Raw genomic sequence first — 17,789 nt, forward strand, 5'->3', positions numbered from 1 at the left:
GGCCAACAGCGTCTTGCACGGGAGGTGCCTCTTGCGCGCCTGTGGTTGCGGTCCTCACTGGTTCTGAGCCGCGTTCGCCACGAGGTCGGCGAGGTAGGCCGGGAGCCGGCCGGCGCCGAAGTCGTACAGCCGCGCCCATCGGGGCTCCACCGAGATCCGCGCCATCGCGTCGTAGGTCGCACGAACCTGACGCTCGAACTCGGCGAATCCCTCCTCGCCGAGCTCCTCGGCCAGTCCCTTGCGCGACATCGCGAGGTACTCGTCGGCGACGCCGTCGACGATGTCGACCGTTGCGACGCCGCGCATCAGCAACGCCTTCGCGCCGTCCGGTGTGTCGCCGACGTCGATGGTGAGCGCGACCTCCGGACGCTCCGAGATCGCCCGAACCTTCGGCGCGGTGGTCCCCGTGCACACGACGACGTTCTCGCCGTTCCAGAGGAACCCGACGGGCACGACGCGCGGCAGGCCGTCGGGACCGTTGTACGCGAGGCGGGCGAGGCCCGCGTGCTGCAGGAGCTGCTGCGCGGCGGGCTGGTCGAGCTCCTGCCTGACCTCGTGTCGATCCATGCCAGCGCGCGTACCCGTTCCCCCGGGCGCGCACGCTCGTCCTCCGGTGCGCTCGGCGCGTACGATCCCGCCGGCCGCGAGCCATCCGACCGACGAGCGAGGTGCGTCCATGGAGTTCCCCGATGACGTCCGCTACACGCGCGAGCACGAGTGGGTGCGCGTCGAGGGCGGGGGCAGGGCGCGCGTCGGCATCACGGACTACGCGCAGGACGCGCTCGGCGACGTCGTGTACGTGCAGCTCCCGGACACCGGCACGAACGCGGTCGCGAACAGCAGCGTGTGCGAGGTCGAGTCGACGAAGTCCGTGTCCGAGGTGTACGCGCCGCTGACCGGGACCGTCGTGGAGGTGAACGACGCGCTCGCGCAGACACCGGAGCTCGTGAACCAGGACCCCTACGGCGACGGTTGGCTGTTCGTGCTCGAGCTCGCGGACGCCGGCGAGGTCGACCGCCTGCTCGACGCTACGGCGTATCGCTCGTTCGTCGACGAGCAGTGACCCGCACCTGGCGTCTCGTCGACGACGTCGGTCGGGATCTCACCGCGGCCGAACAGATGGCCGCCGACGTCGTGCTGCTCGACGACGTCGCGCGCGGTGCCGAGCCCGCGCTGCGGCTCTACACGTGGCGGCAGCCCACGCTCACGCTCGGCCGGTTCCAACCACGCGACGACGTCGACGAGAACGCGTGCGCGCACCTCGGTGTCGACGTCGTAGCGCGTCCGACCGGCGGACGCGCGCTCCTGCACGGCGCCGACGTGACGTACGCGGTCGCGATGCCGCGGCCCGAAGGACGGGCCGGCACGGTCGCCGAGCTCTACGAGCGTCTCGCGGCCGTGCTCGTCGCGGCGCTCGCCGATCTCGGCGTCGACGCCGCGGTGGCGCACGGCGAAGGTCGTGCCGGAGCGGCGTGCTTCGCGGCCGCGCAGGGCGCCGACCTGCGCGTCCGAGGCCGCAAGCTGTGCGGGTCGGCGCAGCTGCAGCGCGACGGCTGCGTGCTCCAGCACGGCTCGTTGCGGTGCGAGCCACTCCCGGTCACCGAGGCGGACGTCCTGCGCTTCGAGGACGACCGGGCGCGGGCGGCGATGCGGGAGCGCCTCGCGGCGTCGACCGTGACGCTGGCCGACCTCGGCGCGCCGCACGACGTCGCCACGGTCGCGAGCGCGTTGACCAGCGCCTTCGAGCGAACCCTCGACGTCACGTGGAGGTCGAGCGTCGTGGTCGAGGGCATCGCCAAGAGCCGCGCGGTCGTCGTCCACGGCTGACGGGCTCAACGTGCGCGTGACGTCCACGGTTCGTTGCCGCACGCGCGCGCCGTCGGTACCCTGAATGCGTGATCTGTCCCCGATGCGGTCATCCCAACGAGGAAGGCGCGAACTTCTGTTCCTCGTGTGGTTCGCCGCTGCCCGGTGACGACACCACGGTCTCGTTGTCGCCGGTGCCCGAGCGCGGCGAGGCGGCGGAGACGTCGATCGCCCTGGGCGAGCTGCCGGACGGGATGGGGATGCTCGTCGTGCGCCGAGGGCCGAACGCCGGGAGCACGTACGTGCTCGACCGGGCGTCCACGACCGCCGGGCGCCACCCCGACTCCGACATCTTCCTGGACGACATCACCGTGTCGCGCCGGCACGCGGTCTTCGAGCGCCGTGAGGGCGGCTACGTGCTGCGCGACGTCGGCTCGCTCAACGGTACGTACGTCAACCGCGAGCGCGTGGAGGAGCGGCCCCTGCGCAGCGGCGACGAGCTGCAGATCGGGCGGTACGTCCTGACGTTCCTCCTCGCCGGGCGCGAGGGCTGAGCGATGGCCGAGCACCGCGCGCCGGGCACCACGTCACGTTCCGCCAACGGGACGCACCAGTCGATCGGCGAGGTGCTGACGGCACTGCGCGACGAGTTCCCGGACATCACGATCTCGAAGATCCGCTTCCTCGAGAGCCAGGGGCTGATCGATCCCGAGCGCACGCCGTCGGGCTACCGCAAGTTCTACGCGTCGGACGTCGACCGGTTGCGCTGGATCCTCCGCCAGCAGAAGGAGCACTTCCTGCCGCTCAAGGTGATCCGCGGCCGGCTCGAGGAGCTCGACGCGTCCGGCGGCGCCCTCGACGACCTCGTCGCCAGCGAGGCGGCGGTGGACGAGATCGCGCCGGCCGACGGCGAAGAGCCCGCGCGGCTCGTGGACGTCGCGCCGAGCGCGCCGTCCGCGCCGGAACCGCCCGCGCCGGAGCCGGTCGCGCCGGAGACGAGGCGCGTCAGCCGTCGCAGCGGTCCCGACCTCCCGCTCGACGACGGCACCGCCGAGCAGCTGACGACGAGCGCGAGCGGCGCGAGCCTCACCCGCGCCGAGCTCGCGCGCGCGGCCGGTCTCGACGACGCGCAGCTCGCGGAGCTCGAGGCGTACGGCCTCCTCACGCCGTCGCTCCAGACCGGCGACCGCGTCCTGTTCGACGAGGACGGACTGGCGATCGCACGCCTGGCGTCGGGGTTCTTCCGGCACGGCGTCGAGGCCCGGCACCTGCGGATGTACCGCACGTTCGCGGAGCGCGAGGCGGTGCTGTTCGAGCAGGTGCTCCTCGGCTACCTCAGGCAGCGCAACCCCGAGGCACGCGCCCGCGCGCAGGAGCAGCTCGAGGAGCTCGCCCGTCTCGGACGTGGGCTGCGCACCGCGTACCTGCGCCGCGCGGTCCGCGAAGCACTGAGCGAGTGACCGCGACCGGCGCGCACGCGGCGGCCCCGGATTGGCGGCCGCTGCTGTCGCGCGCGGACATCGCAGCGCGCGTCACACGGCTCGGGACGCGGATCGAGGACGACCATCCCGACGGCGTCGTGCTCGTCGGTGTGCTCAAGGGCGCGCTGATCTTCCTGGCGGACCTCGCGCGCGCGATCACGCGCGTCCCCGTGGAGGTCGACTTCATCGCGATCTCGCGCTACGCGCCCGACTCCGGCCGCGTGCGCATCCTCAAGGACCTCGAGGCCGACGTCGCGGGCCGTGACGTCGTGCTGGTCGAGGACATCGTCGACACCGGTCTCACACTCTCGTACCTCATTCGCCAGCTCGAGTCGCGCGCGCCGCGACGCGTCGACGTGTGCGCGCTGCTCGACCGTCCCGTGCGCCGCATCGTGCCGCTCGACGTGCGCTACCGCGGCGAGCAGATCGACGACGTCTTCGTCCTCGGCTACGGACTCCACCACGCGGACCTCTTCCGCAACCTCGGCGACGTCGTCGAGGCGGACCGGCGCGCGCTGCGTCGTGATCCGGCCGCGCTCGTTGCCGCGCTGTACGCACGCGCGCGTGGTGAGCGCGAGCACGACGAACGCGACCACGAGGGGTAGCGGCGCATCCGCGGCGGGTACGCGGACCGCAGCGTTGCTCGCCGACTGCGCTGCGGAGGCCTGGTGGTAGGGTGGCGCCCGAGTGTCGGGAGGCGAGCCGTGATCCGTGTTTCGCTGGTCGGTGTCCGAGTGGAAGTCCCGACGAACCAGCCGATCGTCCTGCTGCGCGAGCAGGACGGGCAGCGCCATCTCCCGATCTTCATCGGGCCGCCCGAGGCCACCGCGATCGTGTACGCGCTGCAGGGCATGGAGACGCCCCGGCCCCTCACCCACGACCTGTTCAAGTCGGTGCTCGACGAGCTCGCCGCGCGCATGGAGCGCGTCGTGATCACCGAGCTCCACGAGGGCACGTTCTACGCCGAGATCGAGATCGTGCAGAACGGTGAGACGCACCGCATCTCGTCACGCCCGTCCGACGCGATCGCGCTCGCGGTGCGCTACGACGAGCAGGTGCCGATCTTCGTCGAGGAGGCGGTCCTCGACGAAGCGGGGGTCCTCTTCGAGGCCGAGGAGGAAGAGGAGCAGATCGAGGAGTTCCGCGAGTTCCTCGACCAGGTCCGCCCCGAGGACTTCGCCCAGTAGGGCCGTTCGCCCGGGCAGCCCGTTCCTCGACCGCAGCTGGACCTCCAGGTCCCGTACGTTGACGTGGAGGTCGAGGCAGGCTAGGTTCGACATCCCCGTAACTACGAGCCTGCAACTTCCAGGGCGGACGACCACCGGGGCGGAGAACCATGGCGGACGCGCACGACAGGACCCCTGAGGGCGGCAACGGCCAGCTGTGGGCAGAGTCCTCGAGCGAGGAGGGCTTCCGCGGCCCGCAGGTGTGCAAGCTCGTCGGGATCTCGTACCGGCAGCTCGATTACTGGGCCCGCACCGATCTGATCCGCCCGTCGCTCGCCGACGCGCAGGGGAGCGGCACGCAGCGGCGGTACTCGTACCGCGACCTCGTCGCGCTCAAGGTCATCAAGAGCCTGCTCGACGCGGGCGTGTCGTTGCAGACCGCCCGCAAGGCGATCGAGTACCTGCGCGCGCAGCTCGGCGAGGAGATCGCGTCCGCGAGTCTCGTCCTCAACGGGACGCGCTCGGTGCTCGCGAGCACCGGCGAGGAGCTCGTCGACCTCGTGCGCCAGGGCCAGGGCGTGCTGAACATCGTCCCGCTCGGCACGGTCGTCGAGGAGCTCGACGCGCGCATCCACGAGCTCGAGCAGACGCGTGCGCGCCCCGCGAAGCGTGCCGGGGGCGCGGTGACCGCGCGGGCCGGAGGCTGACATCGAGCGGCTGCCCCACGAGCACGTGCGCTTCGCGCACAACTCCGAGCGGCAGTTCGCGAAGCTGCTCGACTTCTACGACATCGCGTGGGAGTACGAGCCGCGCACCTTCGTCCTCGAGCGCGACCGCGACGGCAACCCCGCGCAGGCGTTCACGCCCGACTTCTTCCTGCCCGCGTACGACCTCTTCATCGAGATCACGACGCTCAACCAGAAGCTCGTCACGAAGAAGAACCGCAAGGCTCGACGTCTGCGTGAGCTGCATCCCGAGGTCCGCATCAAGGTCCTCTACCAGCGCGACTACCTGCGCCTGCTCGTGAAGTACGGCCTCGAGCCGCCGTCGCAGCTCAGCGGCGACGTGACGGACGCCGACGTCCCGCCGTTGCGCTTCGACGTCGAGGACGACGACGACGGCCGCGGCGACAGCGACACCGACGACGAGCGCCGAGCGCGCCGGAGCGCTCCGCCGCGGGCCCGGCGACGCAGGACGCGCGCCCAGGCCGAACCCGCGTGACCGAGGCGCTGCGGCACAGCCCACTCGACGAACGCCATCGCGAGCTCGGCGCGCGCATGGCCGAGTTCGGCGGCTGGGAGATGCCGATCCAGTACACCGGCGTGCTCGAGGAGCACCGCGCCTGCCGCCAGCGTGCCGTCGTGTTCGACGTGTCGCACCTGGGCTCGGTCGCCGTGCGCGGCCCAGGCGCGTTCGACGCGCTGCAGTGGGCCTTCACGAACGACCTCCGACGCATCGGCCCGGGGCGGGCGCAGTACACGCACCTGCTCGACGAGGTGGACGCGCACGTCGTGGACGACGTGATCGTGTGGTGGGTCGCGGACGACGAGTTCCTCGTCATGCCGAACGCGTCGAACACCGCACCCCTCGTCGACGCGCTCCGCGACGCGGCCCGGCAGGCCGGCGGCGAGGAGTGCACGGTCGACGACGTCACGGGCGAGCGGGCCGTCCTCGCCGTCCAGGGCCCGGCCGCCCGCGAGCTGCTCGCGGAGGTCGCGCCGGATGCCGCCGGGACGGCACGGTTCGCGGTGCGGCCGTTGGTGTGGCACGGCGAGGCCGGCTGGGTCGCGGGCACGGGCTACACGGGTGAGGACGGCGTCGAGCTGCACGTGCCCGTTGCCGTCGCTGGCTCGTGCTGGGACGCGCTGCTCGCCGCCGGCATCACCCCGGCGGGGCTCGGCGCCCGCGACACGTTGCGCCTCGAGATGGGCCTCCCGCTCCACGGCCACGAGCTCGGGCCCGGGATCACGCCGTACCAGGCCGGCCTGGGCTGGGTCGTCCGGCCCGACAAGGGCCCCTTCCGCGGTCACGAGGCGTTGCAGGCCGAGGAACGGGCCGGCGTGTCACGGCGGCTCCGTGGCCTGCTGCTCGACGGCCGCCAGATCCCGCGGTCGGGCTACCGCGTGTCGCGGCACGGGGAGCGGGTCGGCGAGGTCACGAGCGGGAACTTCTCGCCGACGCTCGAGCGGGGCATCGCGCTCGCGTTCCTGCATCCCGACATCGGCATCGGCGAGGTGGTCGACGTCGACGTGCGCGGGCGGAGCGTCCCGGCAGCCGTGACCAAACCTCCGTTCGTGCACAGGTAGGCGGGATCGCCGTTCGGCGGGAGTAGGCGGGGTCGCCGTTCAGCGGGAGCAGGCGAGCGAGCGGAGCACGGGATCGCGGGTTGCGGGCGTTGGTCCGCGAGACTGGGCAGGCGGACCCACGAGAGGGAGGCGGATGGGCCACTACGTCCCGCACACCGACGCCGAGATCGCGGCGATGCTCGAGTTCCTCGGCCTCGCGTCGCTCGACGACCTCTACGCGCACATCCCCGACGCCGTCCGCCTCGCCGGTGGCCTCGATGTCGCGCCGGGCGCGTCGGAGTCCGACGTCCTGCGCGCGATGGAGGATCTCGCCGGGGCGAACCGGCCCGCGGTGGGCGGGCTGGTGTCGTTCGCCGGGTTCGGCGCGTACGAGCACGAGCTGCCGGCGGCCGTGCGCGCGCTCACGTTCCGCAGCGAGTTCGTCACGTCGTACACGCCGTACCAGGCCGAGCTCTCCCAGGGCGTGCTCCAGGCGCTGTTCGAGTACCAGACGATGGTGTGCGCGCTGTTCGGGCTCGACGTCGCGAACGCGTCGCTCTACGACGCCGCGTCCGCGGCGGTCGAAGGCCTCAACCTCGCGGCCGCGGCGACGAAGCGGCGGGTCGCGTGGGTGTCGGCCGCGGTGCATCCGCACGTGCGCGACGTCGTACGGACGCTGACCGGCCCGCGGCTCGAGATCCGCGAGGCGCCCGTGGTCGACGGCGTGACGCGCTGGCCCGACGAGCTCGGCGAGCCGGCCGCGCTGCTCGTCGCGCACCCGAACGTGTTCGGCTGCATCGAGGACGTGGGCGACGCCGCCCGTCGCGCGCACGACGCCGGGGCGCTGCTCGTCGCGCAGGCGGATCCGGTCGCCGCGGGCCTGTTGCGGTCGGTCGGTGACCTCGGCGCGGACGTCGCGGTGGGGGAGGGGCAGCCGTTCGGAACCCCGGTCGGGTTCGGCGGCCCGTACGTCGGTCTGTTCGCGACGCGCCACGCGCCGTACGTGCGGCGCTGGCTCCCCGGTCGTCTCGTCGGCGAGACGACCGACGAGGACGGGCGGCGCGCGTTCGTCCTGACGCTGTCGACCCGCGAGCAGCACATCCGGCGCGCGGAGGCGTCGTCGAACGTCTGCACGAACCAGACGCTGATCGCGATCGCGGCCGCGATCCATCTCGCGTGGCTCGGACCGCATGGCCTGCGCGAGCTCGCACTGCGATGCGCGCGTGGCGCGCGGTACGCGCGCGAGCAGCTGCTGCGGATCCCCGCGGTCGAGCCGGCAACGAGCGCACCGACGTTGTACGAGTTCGCGCTGCGCACGCCCGTTGCCGCCGACCTCGTGCTCGAGCGTCTCGCGGAGGAGGGCTACCTCGGCGGCGTCGCGCTCGGCGAGCACTACCCGGGCATGGACGACTGCGTGCTGCTCGCGGTGACCGAGACGCGCACGCGTGCGGAGGTCGACGACTTCGCGACCGCGTTCGAGAAGGCGGTGCGGTCATGACGCGCAACGCGCCCGAGATCCTGCGCGACGCGAACGCGGGGCAGGCGTGGTCGGCGTCGGTGATGGGACGTCACGACGAGCCGGTGGTGTTCGAGCTGTCGTCGCCCGGCCGGCGCGCGTGGTCGTTCCGCGAGACCGGCATGCCCGAGTGGGATGCCGGCGATCTGGTCCCTGCGGGCCACCTCGCGGACGATCCTCCCGCGCTGCCCGAGGTGTCGGAGCGGGACCTCGTCGCGCACGTCACCCGTCTCACCCAGCGCAACTACTCGGTCGACCTCGGCGCGTACCCGCTCGGCTCGTGCACGATGAAGTACAACCCGAAGCTGTGCGACGTCGCGTCGTCGCTGCCGGGGCTGACGGGCGTGCATCCCGCGCAGCCCGCGGAGCAGACCCAGGGTTGGATGCGGCTGCTCGTCGAGCTCGAGGACGTCTTGTGCCGCATCACGGGGATGGCGGCCGCCACGCTGCAACCCGCCGCGGGCGCGCAAGGCGAGCTCACCGGTCTGCTGCTGATGCGCGCCTGGCACGAGGCGCAGGGCGCGGCGCGCAGCAAGGTCCTGATCCCGGACTCCGCGCACGGCACGAACCCGGCGTCGGTCACGCTCGGCGGGTACCGGACGGTCGAGGTGCCGTCCGACGGGCGCGGGCTCGTCGACCTCGACGCGCTGCGCGCGCTCGTCGACGACGACGTCGCCGGCCTGATGCTCACCAACCCGAACACGCTCGGGCTCTTCGAGACCGACATCGTCGAGATCGCGCGCGCCGTCCACGAGGCCGGCGGGCTCCTCTACTACGACGGCGCCAATCTCAACGCGATCCTCGGCGAGGTGCGGCCCGGCGACATGGGCTTCGACATCGTGCACATGAACCTGCACAAGACGTTCGCGGTGCCGCACGGTGGGGGAGGGCCGGGCGCCGGTCCGGTGGCGGTCGCGCCGCGGCTGGTCGAGTTCCTGCCGGGCCCGCGACCGGTGCTCGACGAGCCGACGAACCGGTACGTGTGGACGACACCACCGCGCTCGATCGGCCGCATCCACGGCTGGCACGGCAACGCGCTCGCGCTGGCGCGCGCCTACTCGTACATCCTCGCCAACGGCGGCGACGGCTTGCAGCGCGTCGCGCAGGCCGCGGTGTTGAACGCGCGGTACCTGAAGGAGCGTGTACGCGACGTGTTCGAGCTCCCGTACGACGAGCCGTGCATGCACGAGTTCGTCGCGTCGGCGTCGAACGTCAAGCGCGACACCGGCGTGAAGGCCCTCGATCTCGCGAAGCGGCTCATCGAGGAGGGCTTCCACCCGCCGACGATGTACTTCCCGCTCATCGTCGACGAGGCGCTCATGGTCGAGCCGACCGAGACCGAGAGCCCGCAGACCGTTGAGGCGATGGCACAGGCGTTCGAGCACATCGTGGAGGAGGCGCGACGCGACGGCGGCGAAGCCGCGCGTGCGGCACCGCGCACGACGCCCGTCTCACGCGTCGACGAGGTCCGGGCCGCCAAGGAGCTCAGGCTGCGCTGGACGCCGTAAGCGTCGAGATGCGGCACTCACGTACGCAATGCGTACGTGAGTGCCGCATGTTCACGTTGGGAGCGCGTCGACGGACGAGTCGACGGGGACCGACACGAGCAGCGGCTCGCGCAGCTCGAGGCGCGTCGGCCAGTTGCGCAGGCGCTCGCGCATCCCTGCGGTGAACGGCTGTCCGCGCGCCGCGAGCAGCATGCCGTTCGCGGCGACGAGATCACGCGCGAGCACGGCACCGACCGGGACGTCGTCGAGCTCGTCGAGCGCGATCTCGACGACACGGGTGCGCGCGTTCGCAGCGCGCCGCTCGGCCAGGCGCGCAAGCAGCTCAGCGTCATACGCGCCGGTCCGGCGTCGCAGGAGCTCCACACCCTCGACCGGTGACCAGCCGCCGCTGCTCTCGATCTCCTCGAGGTCCCGCGCGATCTTCAGCACGCGCGCGCCGAGCGGGATGCCCGCGCCGACGGGTCCACCCGCCGCGTCCAGCCCGTCGTAGCGGCGGTCCTGGTGGCGGAGGATCGCGCGGACCGCATCCAGGCGGGGGATCGGGCCGAGCACGCGCTCCGCGACCTCGGGCACCCGGTCGACCATCACCCACTCGCTCGGCGTGAGCGGCGTGCCGCCGTACAGCTTGTCGACGACGTCGGGCGGCAACGTGACGACACCGATGTCCGCGACCATCGCGGCGACCTCGATCGGCCACCTCTCGTTCTCCGGCAGCCCGTCGACGAGCTCTCCGACGATCTCGGCGCGGCGGACCGCGTGCGCGAACGCCTTCGGATGCGACAGCGCGAGCGCTTCCGAGAGCGCCCGTATCGTGCCGCGCAACGTCTGCTCGAGCAGCTCCCGCTCGGCGACGACGAGCCGGTACTGCTCGACGGCGGCGCGCAGGGTGTCGCGCAGCTCGTCCGTCGAGCACGGCTTGCAGAGGAACCGGAACGTGCCCGCGTGGTTGACTGCGTCGATCGCGGCGTCGACGTCGGCATAGCCGGTCAGCAGGACGCGGACGACGTCGGGGTGCTCGTCCCGCGCGCGTGCCAGGAGCTCTGTGCCCCGCATGCCGGGCATCATCATGTCCGCCACGACGACCGCGCAGCCGTCGAGCGCGCGCAGAGACCCGAGCGCGGCGTCGCCGTCGCTCGCGGTGTGCACGTCGAACTCCTGGCGCAGGTGACGGCGCAGGCCGTCGAGCAGCGCGACGTCGTCGTCGACGAGCAGTACGGTCGGGCGGGTCGCGTCGGTCACGCGACCCTCCGATCGAGCGATGCCGCGGTGCGCGCCGCGAGCGTCTCCAGCTCGGCGGTACGGGCACCGAGCCCGAACGCGTCCAGCGGGTCGTCAGCCTCGTGGGGGAGCGGGGCGTCGCCGTCGAGACGGCGGACGAGCGTGTCGGCGAGATACACGGCGTCGGTGATCTCGATGACGGGGATCTCGTCGCCACCCGCGATGAGCGGCGCCATGTGCTGGCGGGCGACGGCCTCGACGATCGGCTGGGGCAGGCCCCACATCGCGAGCAGCGAGGCGCCGATCTGGTTCAGTGTCGCGCCGAGCACCTCGTCGTCATCGTCGCGGGCCGTGGACGTCGTCTCGTCCGACGCGACGACCAGCCGGCCGACGTCGAGCATCAACCCGGCCGCGAACGCGGCGTGCGCGCTCGTCGGATCGGAGACGAGCTCGCGCGCGAGCGTGGCGACGACCAGTGACCGGCGTGCGACGCGCGTGAGCGTCGTCTCGTCGAGGCCGGGGCCGTCCGCGCGCACCAGCAGCCCCTCGCCGAGGAAGATCGCGCGCAACGCCTCGACCCCGAGGTAGCGGACCGCGGTGCGCACATCGGCGCGTCCGCCACCCGGCAGGCCGAAGAACGACGAGTTGACGATCTGCAGCAGCTTCGCGGTCGCGGCGACGTCCTCGACGAGCGCGGCGGCGATCGCGTCCGTCGTCGGCGCGGGCCCGTCGAGGAGCGCGACGAGCGCGTCGGCGGTGTGCGCGGGCGTCGGGAGCGCGGCGATGCGCCCGACGCCCCGGCGCAGCGACGCGTCGACCACGAGATCGTGGAACATCAGGCCCCGCCCGATCGTGCTCTTCAGGTCCGCGCCGTTGCACGGCTTCGACCGGAACTGGTGCGCGACGGGGAGCGCGCGCAGCGCGAGATCGCGGTCGGTGTGCCCGGAGAGGACGATGCGCAGGGTCTCGGGCCGGCGCTCGCGCGCGATCGCGAGCAGCTCGGCGCCGTCCATCCCGGGCATGAGCATGTCGGTGACGATCGCGTCGAACGGCTCGTCGTCGAGCTGCGCGACCGCGTCGTCGCCCGTCGTCGCGGTGGTCACCGACCACCAGCGTCGCTCGCTGCGCAATGTGCGGTGCATGGCATCGACGACGCGCGACTCGTCGTCGACGACGAGGACACGCTTCACGGCGCGACCGCCGTCGTCGGGAGGCCGGCGACCGGGAGGCGCACGACGAACGTCGCGCCGTGCCCGGGCGTCGACCGCACGTCGACCGAGCCACCGTGGTTCTCCGCCACGACCCCGTGCACGAGCGCGAGGCCCTGGCCCGTGCCCTTGCCGATCTCCTTGGTGGTGAAGAAGGGCTCGAAGATGCGGGAGCGGAGCGCCGACGGCACGCCCGGCCCGTCGTCGGACACCTCGATGACCGCGTCGTCGCCGTCGACGAAGGTCCGTACCGCGACGCGCCCGCGCCCGCCGTCGTGCGCGACGCGCTCCTCGACGGCCTCCGCCGCGTTCACGATCAGGTTCAGCAGGGCCTGGTTGACGTCGCCGGGGTAGCAGCGCACGAGCGGCAGGTCGCCGAGATCGGTCTCGACGTCGGCGACGTACTTCACCTGGTTGTGCGCGACCGTCAGGGCCGACTCGATCGCGCGGTTGACGTCGTAGGCCTTCTGCTCCTGCGCCTCGGGATGCCCGAACGCCTTCATCGCCTTCACGATGCGAGCGACGCGCTCCACGCCGTCGAGCGTCTGCTCGACCGCGCGGGGAACCTCGTCGCGGAGGTAGTCGACGTCGGCGTCCTGCTGCGCGGCACGCAGCTCGACGCCGTGCTCGCACAGCGCGGCGAGCCGGTCCGCCAGGGTCACGAGGTTGCGGCAGGCCTCGTCGAGGAAGTGGACGTTGTCGCCGATGAACTGGATCGGTGTGTTCAGCTCGTGCGCGATGCCCGCGGCCAGACGGCCGACGGCCTCCATCTTCGCCCCGTGCTGGCGCTCGAGCTCGAGGCGCTTGGTCACCGTCACGTCCTTCAGCAGCCCCACGAGGCCGGGCGGCTCGCCGTCCGAGCCCCGGACGTACACGAGCGACACGTCGGCCCACACCGGGGTGCCGTCCGGGCGGCTCAGGCGCAGCTCGGTGTCGAACGAGCCGGGTCCATCGGCGACGAGACGGTCGATCTCGTCCTCCAGCCGGCGGGCGTGGACCGCGCCGGCGAGCTCGGTCAGCCGGCGCCCCTCGAGGTCGCCGGCCGTCCGGCCGAGCATCGCCGCGAGACGCGGGTTGGCTCGCCGGATGCGGCCGTGGACGTCGAGCTCGACGATGCCCGTCGCGGCGCGCGTGAACAAGGCGCGGAACGCCGCCGCGTCGTCGCGAGCCGGTTTGCCGAGCCCGGCGCTGGTCATCGTTGTCTGATCGGCGCCGCGACCAGCCGCTTGAGAGCGGGGAGCGTGCGTCACCCACGCCCGGGTTGGTGACTTGACATAACGGGGATTATGGGCTCTCGGGTTTGCCGACGCCCATAAGCCCGACCCCGCCCGCGCTCAGCGAAGCGTGGGTCGGGCTGGGGCCTACTGATGCTTCGGTGAAGCGTGACTGACCTTTGGCGCGCCCCGCTCAGAGCTCGAGCTCCAGGTCGGTGAGGACTTCGTGTTCGGTGAGGAACTCGTAGAGGCCGTCGACGAGCATCAGGTCGGAGAGCTCGTCGAAGCGGAACCAGGCGGCTTCGGTGGCGTCGTCGCCGGCTACGGGGGTTCCGGGGTCGAGGACGTCGACGACGAAGTCGAGGATGACGAAGTGGTACGGCTCCGGGTCGGTGCCGATCCGCTCGACCCAGCCGAGGAAGCGTGAGACGACGCCTTCGAGGCCGGTCTCCTCGAGGAGCTCGCGCACGACGGCCTCGCGCAGGTCCTCGCCGAACTCGACGCGCCCGCCGGGGACCGACCAGCAGCCCTGCGCCGGGCCTCGTCCCCGCCGGACGAGCAACAGCTCGCGGCCGCGCACGGCGACCGCACCGACCGCGAGCTCGGGTACGTGGTCGACGGCCGTCACGACCTCACCCGGCCGGCCGGTGCATGACGATCGCCCGAGCCGTGAAACCGGAGCCTTCGAAGAAGTTCTTCGCCGCGCGGTGGCCCGGCAGCGCGAGCGCGTCGACGCCGACACAGCGCTGCTCGGCGGTGAACGCGAGCACGCACTCGATCAGCGACTCGCCGACGCCGACGGCGCGCGCGCCGTCCTCGACGAACAGGTCGGTGACGACGCCGAGGCGCGCGCCGTCGTGCAACGACTCGACGACGACGGCGCCGTAGCCGACGACCACGTCGCCGATCGTCCCGACGAAGAGACGCGCGTCGTCACGTTCGAGCAGCGACGCGTACACGTCCTCGAGCGGCTCGGCCCACGCTTCGCGCTCGGACCACAGTGCCCCGCCGCGCATCGATCGCAGCTCGGCGCGCATCGCGCGCGCGAGCTCGGCGACGCGCGCGACGTCGTCTCGCGTCGCGCGCCGAGCGGACTCCATGGTCCGCTCAGTGCGCGAGCTGGTCGATCTTGCCGAGGATCGTCCGACGGCCACGACCGCGCGTCTCGTAGACCCGGATCGCCTCGAGCTCGTCGTGCCCGAGCCCGGGCAGGCGCTGCACGACCTGCGACGCGGACAGCTCGTCGTAGTCGGGGATCGGCAGCGCGGCATGGAACGCGTCGTCGATCGCGGGCTCCGGCGCGCCGTTGACGACCGTCAGGTCCTCGCGGTCGCCGTTCGCGGCGCTCGAGGTTGAGGGCGGCGGCGACGGCGCGGCGGCCGGCTCGGAGGGCTCCGCCTCCGCCTGCGCGAGGTCCACGACGTCCGCGACGTCCGCCGGACGGGCGACGACGAGGCCCTCGTCGCCTGGAGCCGACGTGTCGAGACCACCGCGGTGCACGACGAGCCCGCTGAAGGTCTGCTCGGCGCGCTCGCGTGCCTCGCCGAGGCGTTGCTCGACCTTCTGGCGCACCATCGGCGCGCCGTAGTCGACGGCGAACCGTCCGATCGTCTTGGCCTGGCCGATCCTGGACTCGGCCGCGCCACGCTGGTGCTCGATCTCCGCGCGGCCGCGCGCAGCGAGCGTGTTCCACACCGTGGGAACGGTGTCGCGCGCGAACAGCGCGAGACCGATCGGCGCGTACACCAGGACGTCGAGCGCGCGTTCCACCGGGTTCTTCTGCTGGTCGTCCGTCACGTCCGCTCCGTCGGGTGGATGACCGGCTCCTCGCCGGCGGCGTCTCCGGGCGCGGCGAGTCTACGACGCCTGATCGCGACCGCCACCGTTGCCGCGACCGCCAGCGCGCTCCCCCACACCACCCAGTCGCCGTACCGGACGTACGGCGTCTGGCCCGTCGTCGTCGTCACCGTCCCGGTCACGACGGCGTCATGGAACAGCCGCGTGTGCCGCAGCTCGTGGCCCGACGCGTCGAACACCGCGGTGATCCCCGAGATCGACGCGTGCAGGACGGGGCGGGCCGTCTCGGCCGCGCGCATCTGGCTCGTCTCGATGTGCTGCGCCGAGTTCGACGACCGCCGATACGAGCGGTTGTTCGTCGTCACGACGATCGCCTGCGCGCCCTTGCGCACGTAGCCCCGCACGAGCGGCCCGAACGCGGACTCGAAGCAGATGATCGAACCGATCGGCTTGCCGGCGACGTGGAAGACGTGGTCGCCGTGTCCGTGGGTGAACAGCGTCTGGATCTGACGCGTCGCACCGATGTGCCCGAACACGCTCTTGAACGGGATGTACTCACCGAACGGCACGAGGTGCTGCTTCGAGTACGTCCCCTGCAGCGTCCCGTCCGGCTCGTACAGCAGGTTCGTGTTGAACGACCGACCACTCGCGTCCGTGGTGATCGCGTTCGCGAGGACGTCGGCACCGTGCGCGCGCGCGACGTCGACGAGCGCGGCGCGCGTGGGTGGGTCCTCTTCGGGATCGTTGTCGAGCGACGACTCGGGGAACACGATCAGGTCGTAGTGGCCGTGCAGCGTCGCCGCGAGCCTGAGATGGCTCTGCGTCAGGAACTCGGAGTCGATCTCCCGCTGGGTCAGATCGCGGTCCTTGTCGTTGCCCTGCAACAGCGCGTACCGCAACGTGCCCGTGGGCCGGGGCGTGAAGCGCGTGACGTCCGCGACCACGACGACGGCGACGAGGACCACGGCACCGATCGCGACGCCGCGTACGGCCGAGAGCCGGCGGGTGCGCGCGGCGACGACGACGTCGACGACGAGCGCGCTGCACGCGACCGCGACATACGACACGAACAGCACGCCGCCCCAGCTCGCCAGCGCGCGGCCGAACCCGACGCCGTGCAGCGTGTAGCCGACCTCGCCCCACGACAGGCCGCCGACGGGCCACCGCCCGATGACGGTCTCGAACAGCACCCAGACCGCGGCGAGGAGGAACGGCGACCGGACGCCCCGCCGGGCGAGCCACGCGACGACCGCGCCCGCGCCGGCCCACGATGCCGCGAGGACGAGCACGAGCGGCACGATCGCGACCGCGCCGAAGTACCACACCCACGAGACGAGTACGCCGTAGTACGCCGCACCCGCGACGAGCCCGAGGAGCGCGGCGCGGCCCGGGGACACGTCGCGCCACGCCCACCAGAGCGGCGCGAGCGCGACGAGGCCGAGCAGGCCGACGTCGAGCGGTGGACGCGCGCACGACAGGAGCAGCCCGGCCGCGACCGCGGCGGCGAAGCGCGTCCACGCTTGCACCTCCGTGCGCGTGCGCGCGTCACGCGACGGGACGCGGCCGCCGGCCGTCGGGTCGGGCGCGTCCGCTCGGCGTTCGGGCGCGGGAGCGGCGGCGGAGGTCGACAGCGGGGCGTCCCCTCGGCTCGGCAGGCGGTGCGGTCGGGTGCGGGCGACCGGGCGCGGCGCCGCAACGTCGCGTCAGGCGCAGTCCCGGCAGACCATCTTGGCCTCGTCCGCGAGCTGGGTGCGAGGCAGGACGAGGAAGCACGACGAGCAGAGGAACTCGTCGGCCCGGCGGGGCAGGATCCGACCGGAGCCGTCGCCGCGGTCGTCCGTCTCGGCCTCGTCGTCCTCCAGCTCCTCGTCGTCCTCGAGGCTGCCGCTCGCGGTCCGCTCGAGCAGCAGGACGTCGAGCGGCTCCTCGACGTCGTCGGGGTGCAGCTCCTCGTCGAGGTCGACGATCTCGTCGTCTTCTTCGTCGGTCGTCGTCAGCGCGGCGGGCGAGGTCGGGACCTCGATGTCGGTCTCCTCGACGGCCTCCTCGTCGTCGATGACGTCGACGTCGAGGTCGTCGTCGTCCTCGTCGAGCTCGAGCGCCTCGTCGTCCTCGTCGAGCTCGAGGTCCTCGTCGTCCAGATCTGGTTCTTCGTCGTCGAATTCGTCTTCGGCCATGGGTGTGCTCCACCGCGACGCGTCGGGCAGTGCGCGACTCCCCTACCCGACCTTCGCTCGCGACAACTCGGGGGGCGGAAACGTCTCTCGGGCGAGCGGGGTGCGGGAGTATAACCCCGGCCCCCACGCCCAATTGCACGCGCCTGAACACCGCGCGACGCGTTCGCATTCCGGGCGCGTGCCCGCGTTTGGAAGAGGCACCTCGCGTGCAAGCAGCCGTTGGCCGCCCGTAGCGGCGAGCGTCCGCGGGCCGGGTATCCCGGCCCGCAGCGAGCGCGTCAGACAAGCAAGAGCGCGTCCAAAGAAACGAGAGGCCCAGGAGGCCGTTGGGGCCGCTGTGTGGCCCGCGCCGGAGACCGGCCGGGTTGTCGCAGCGTTCTCTACTTGGCCTCCTGGACCCCCGGTCCCTCATG

The 17,789-nt window shown here is 72.4% G+C and carries 20 protein-coding genes and 1 pseudogene; 12 read left to right on the plus strand and 9 right to left on the minus strand.

From position 1 onward, the window contains the following. Positions 1 to 54: 54 nt before the first annotated feature. Positions 55 to 567, minus strand: a complete 513-nt coding sequence (locus VFC33_08575; protein ID HZR13291.1) for a pyridoxamine 5'-phosphate oxidase family protein — start codon at positions 565 to 567, stop codon at positions 55 to 57. 109 nt (positions 568 to 676) lie between these two features. On the opposite strand from VFC33_08575, the gene gcvH reads away from it, so the two are divergent. From gcvH to gcvPB, 12 genes and pseudogenes are all read left to right on the plus strand, one after another. Then, complete coding sequence (gene gcvH / locus VFC33_08580; GenBank protein HZR13292.1) at positions 677 to 1,063, plus strand: glycine cleavage system protein GcvH; 387 nt, start codon at positions 677 to 679, stop codon at positions 1,061 to 1,063. Further along, positions 1,060 to 1,827, plus strand: coding sequence for a biotin/lipoate A/B protein ligase family protein (locus VFC33_08585; GenBank protein ID HZR13293.1), 768 nt, complete (start codon positions 1,060 to 1,062; stop codon positions 1,825 to 1,827). Before gcvH ends, VFC33_08585 begins: the two co-directional genes overlap by 4 nt. 68 nt (positions 1,828 to 1,895) lie before the next feature. After that, positions 1,896 to 1,963 (plus strand): annotated as a pseudogene (locus tag VFC33_08590) (zinc-ribbon domain-containing protein). A 37-nt stretch (positions 1,964 to 2,000) separates the two neighbouring features. After that, positions 2,001 to 2,360 (plus strand): FHA domain-containing protein, encoded by a 360-nt coding sequence (locus VFC33_08595; protein ID HZR13294.1) that lies wholly within the window; start codon positions 2,001 to 2,003, stop codon positions 2,358 to 2,360. Positions 2,361 to 2,363: 3 nt separating this feature from the next. Further along, complete coding sequence (locus tag VFC33_08600; GenBank protein HZR13295.1) at positions 2,364 to 3,266, plus strand: MerR family transcriptional regulator; 903 nt, start codon at positions 2,364 to 2,366, stop codon at positions 3,264 to 3,266. Beyond that, a complete protein-coding gene (gene hpt, locus VFC33_08605) occupies positions 3,263 to 3,892 on the plus strand; it encodes a hypoxanthine phosphoribosyltransferase (protein HZR13296.1) in 630 nt (209 codons plus the stop codon). Before VFC33_08600 ends, hpt begins: the two co-directional genes overlap by 4 nt. Before the next feature lie 99 nt (positions 3,893 to 3,991). Then, complete coding sequence (locus tag VFC33_08610; protein ID HZR13297.1) at positions 3,992 to 4,474, plus strand: bifunctional nuclease family protein; 483 nt, start codon at positions 3,992 to 3,994, stop codon at positions 4,472 to 4,474. Between the two features lie 149 nt (positions 4,475 to 4,623). Beyond that, a complete protein-coding gene (locus tag VFC33_08615) occupies positions 4,624 to 5,160 on the plus strand; it encodes a MerR family transcriptional regulator (protein ID HZR13298.1) in 537 nt (178 codons plus the stop codon). Positions 5,161 to 5,185: 25 nt separating this feature from the next. Next, complete coding sequence (locus VFC33_08620; GenBank protein ID HZR13299.1) at positions 5,186 to 5,674, plus strand: hypothetical protein; 489 nt, start codon at positions 5,186 to 5,188, stop codon at positions 5,672 to 5,674. Next, a complete protein-coding gene (gene gcvT, locus VFC33_08625) occupies positions 5,671 to 6,759 on the plus strand; it encodes a glycine cleavage system aminomethyltransferase GcvT (GenBank protein HZR13300.1) in 1,089 nt (362 codons plus the stop codon). Before VFC33_08620 ends, gcvT begins: the two co-directional genes overlap by 4 nt. Before the next feature lie 133 nt (positions 6,760 to 6,892). Next, positions 6,893 to 8,236 (plus strand): aminomethyl-transferring glycine dehydrogenase subunit GcvPA, encoded by a 1,344-nt coding sequence (gene gcvPA / locus VFC33_08630; protein HZR13301.1) that lies wholly within the window; start codon positions 6,893 to 6,895, stop codon positions 8,234 to 8,236. Further along, positions 8,233 to 9,762: an aminomethyl-transferring glycine dehydrogenase subunit GcvPB gene (gene gcvPB, locus VFC33_08635; GenBank protein HZR13302.1), complete on the plus strand. Its 1,530-nt coding sequence runs from the start codon at positions 8,233 to 8,235 to the stop codon at positions 9,760 to 9,762. The genes gcvPA and gcvPB overlap by 4 nt, the downstream gene beginning before the upstream one ends. A gap of 51 nt (positions 9,763 to 9,813) precedes the next feature. On the opposite strand, the gene VFC33_08640 is transcribed toward gcvPB, so the two are convergent. From VFC33_08640 to VFC33_08675, 8 genes are all read right to left on the minus strand, one after another. Continuing rightward, positions 9,814 to 11,001, minus strand: coding sequence for an HD domain-containing phosphohydrolase (locus VFC33_08640; GenBank protein HZR13303.1), 1,188 nt, complete (start codon positions 10,999 to 11,001; stop codon positions 9,814 to 9,816). Then, positions 10,998 to 12,170 (minus strand): HDOD domain-containing protein, encoded by a 1,173-nt coding sequence (locus VFC33_08645; protein ID HZR13304.1) that lies wholly within the window; start codon positions 12,168 to 12,170, stop codon positions 10,998 to 11,000. Before VFC33_08645 ends, VFC33_08640 begins: the two co-directional genes overlap by 4 nt. Further along, a complete protein-coding gene (locus VFC33_08650; GenBank protein ID HZR13305.1) occupies positions 12,167 to 13,384 on the minus strand; it encodes an ATP-binding protein in 1,218 nt (405 codons plus the stop codon). The genes VFC33_08645 and VFC33_08650 overlap by 4 nt, the downstream gene beginning before the upstream one ends. Before the next feature lie 211 nt (positions 13,385 to 13,595). Then, the gene (locus VFC33_08655; protein ID HZR13306.1) at positions 13,596 to 14,030 is read right to left on the minus strand and encodes an NUDIX hydrolase; all 435 of its coding nucleotides are present in this window, start codon (positions 14,028 to 14,030) and stop codon (positions 13,596 to 13,598) included. 4 nt (positions 14,031 to 14,034) lie between these two features. Next, positions 14,035 to 14,502 (minus strand): GNAT family N-acetyltransferase, encoded by a 468-nt coding sequence (locus tag VFC33_08660; protein HZR13307.1) that lies wholly within the window; start codon positions 14,500 to 14,502, stop codon positions 14,035 to 14,037. Positions 14,503 to 14,509: 7 nt separating this feature from the next. Continuing rightward, positions 14,510 to 15,199 carry a hypothetical protein gene (locus VFC33_08665; GenBank protein ID HZR13308.1) on the minus strand — a complete coding sequence of 230 codons (690 nt, stop codon included), beginning with the start codon at positions 15,197 to 15,199 and terminating at the stop codon, positions 14,510 to 14,512. Continuing rightward, the gene (gene lnt / locus VFC33_08670) at positions 15,196 to 16,725 is read right to left on the minus strand and encodes an apolipoprotein N-acyltransferase (GenBank protein ID HZR13309.1); all 1,530 of its coding nucleotides are present in this window, start codon (positions 16,723 to 16,725) and stop codon (positions 15,196 to 15,198) included. Before lnt ends, VFC33_08665 begins: the two co-directional genes overlap by 4 nt. Positions 16,726 to 16,902: 177 nt before the next feature. Further along, the gene (locus tag VFC33_08675) at positions 16,903 to 17,166 is read right to left on the minus strand and encodes a DUF4193 family protein (GenBank protein ID HZR13310.1); all 264 of its coding nucleotides are present in this window, start codon (positions 17,164 to 17,166) and stop codon (positions 16,903 to 16,905) included. Positions 17,167 to 17,789: the final 623 nt, after the last annotated feature.

This window comes from Acidimicrobiia bacterium (assembly GCA_035651955.1).
Taxonomy (GTDB): Bacteria; Actinomycetota; Acidimicrobiia; order IMCC26256; family JAMXLJ01; genus JAMXLJ01.

What these genes read in the sequence shown, in the direction of transcription:
- VFC33_08650 (HZR13305.1), bottom strand. Translation starts at nt 13,384, where the DNA reads ATGACCAGCGCCGGGCTCGGCAAACCGGCTCGCGACGACGCGGCGGCG.
- VFC33_08600 (HZR13295.1), top strand. Translation starts at nt 2,364, where the DNA reads ATGGCCGAGCACCGCGCGCCGGGCACCACGTCACGTTCCGCCAACGGG.
- gcvPB (HZR13302.1), top strand. Translation starts at nt 8,233, where the DNA reads ATGACGCGCAACGCGCCCGAGATCCTGCGCGACGCGAACGCGGGGCAG.
- gcvH (HZR13292.1), top strand. Translation starts at nt 677, where the DNA reads ATGGAGTTCCCCGATGACGTCCGCTACACGCGCGAGCACGAGTGGGTG.
- VFC33_08615 (HZR13298.1), top strand. Translation starts at nt 4,624, where the DNA reads ATGGCGGACGCGCACGACAGGACCCCTGAGGGCGGCAACGGCCAGCTG.
- gcvPA (HZR13301.1), top strand. Translation starts at nt 6,893, where the DNA reads ATGGGCCACTACGTCCCGCACACCGACGCCGAGATCGCGGCGATGCTC.
- VFC33_08575 (HZR13291.1), bottom strand. Translation starts at nt 567, where the DNA reads ATGGATCGACACGAGGTCAGGCAGGAGCTCGACCAGCCCGCCGCGCAG.
- VFC33_08660 (HZR13307.1), bottom strand. Translation starts at nt 14,502, where the DNA reads ATGGAGTCCGCTCGGCGCGCGACGCGAGACGACGTCGCGCGCGTCGCC.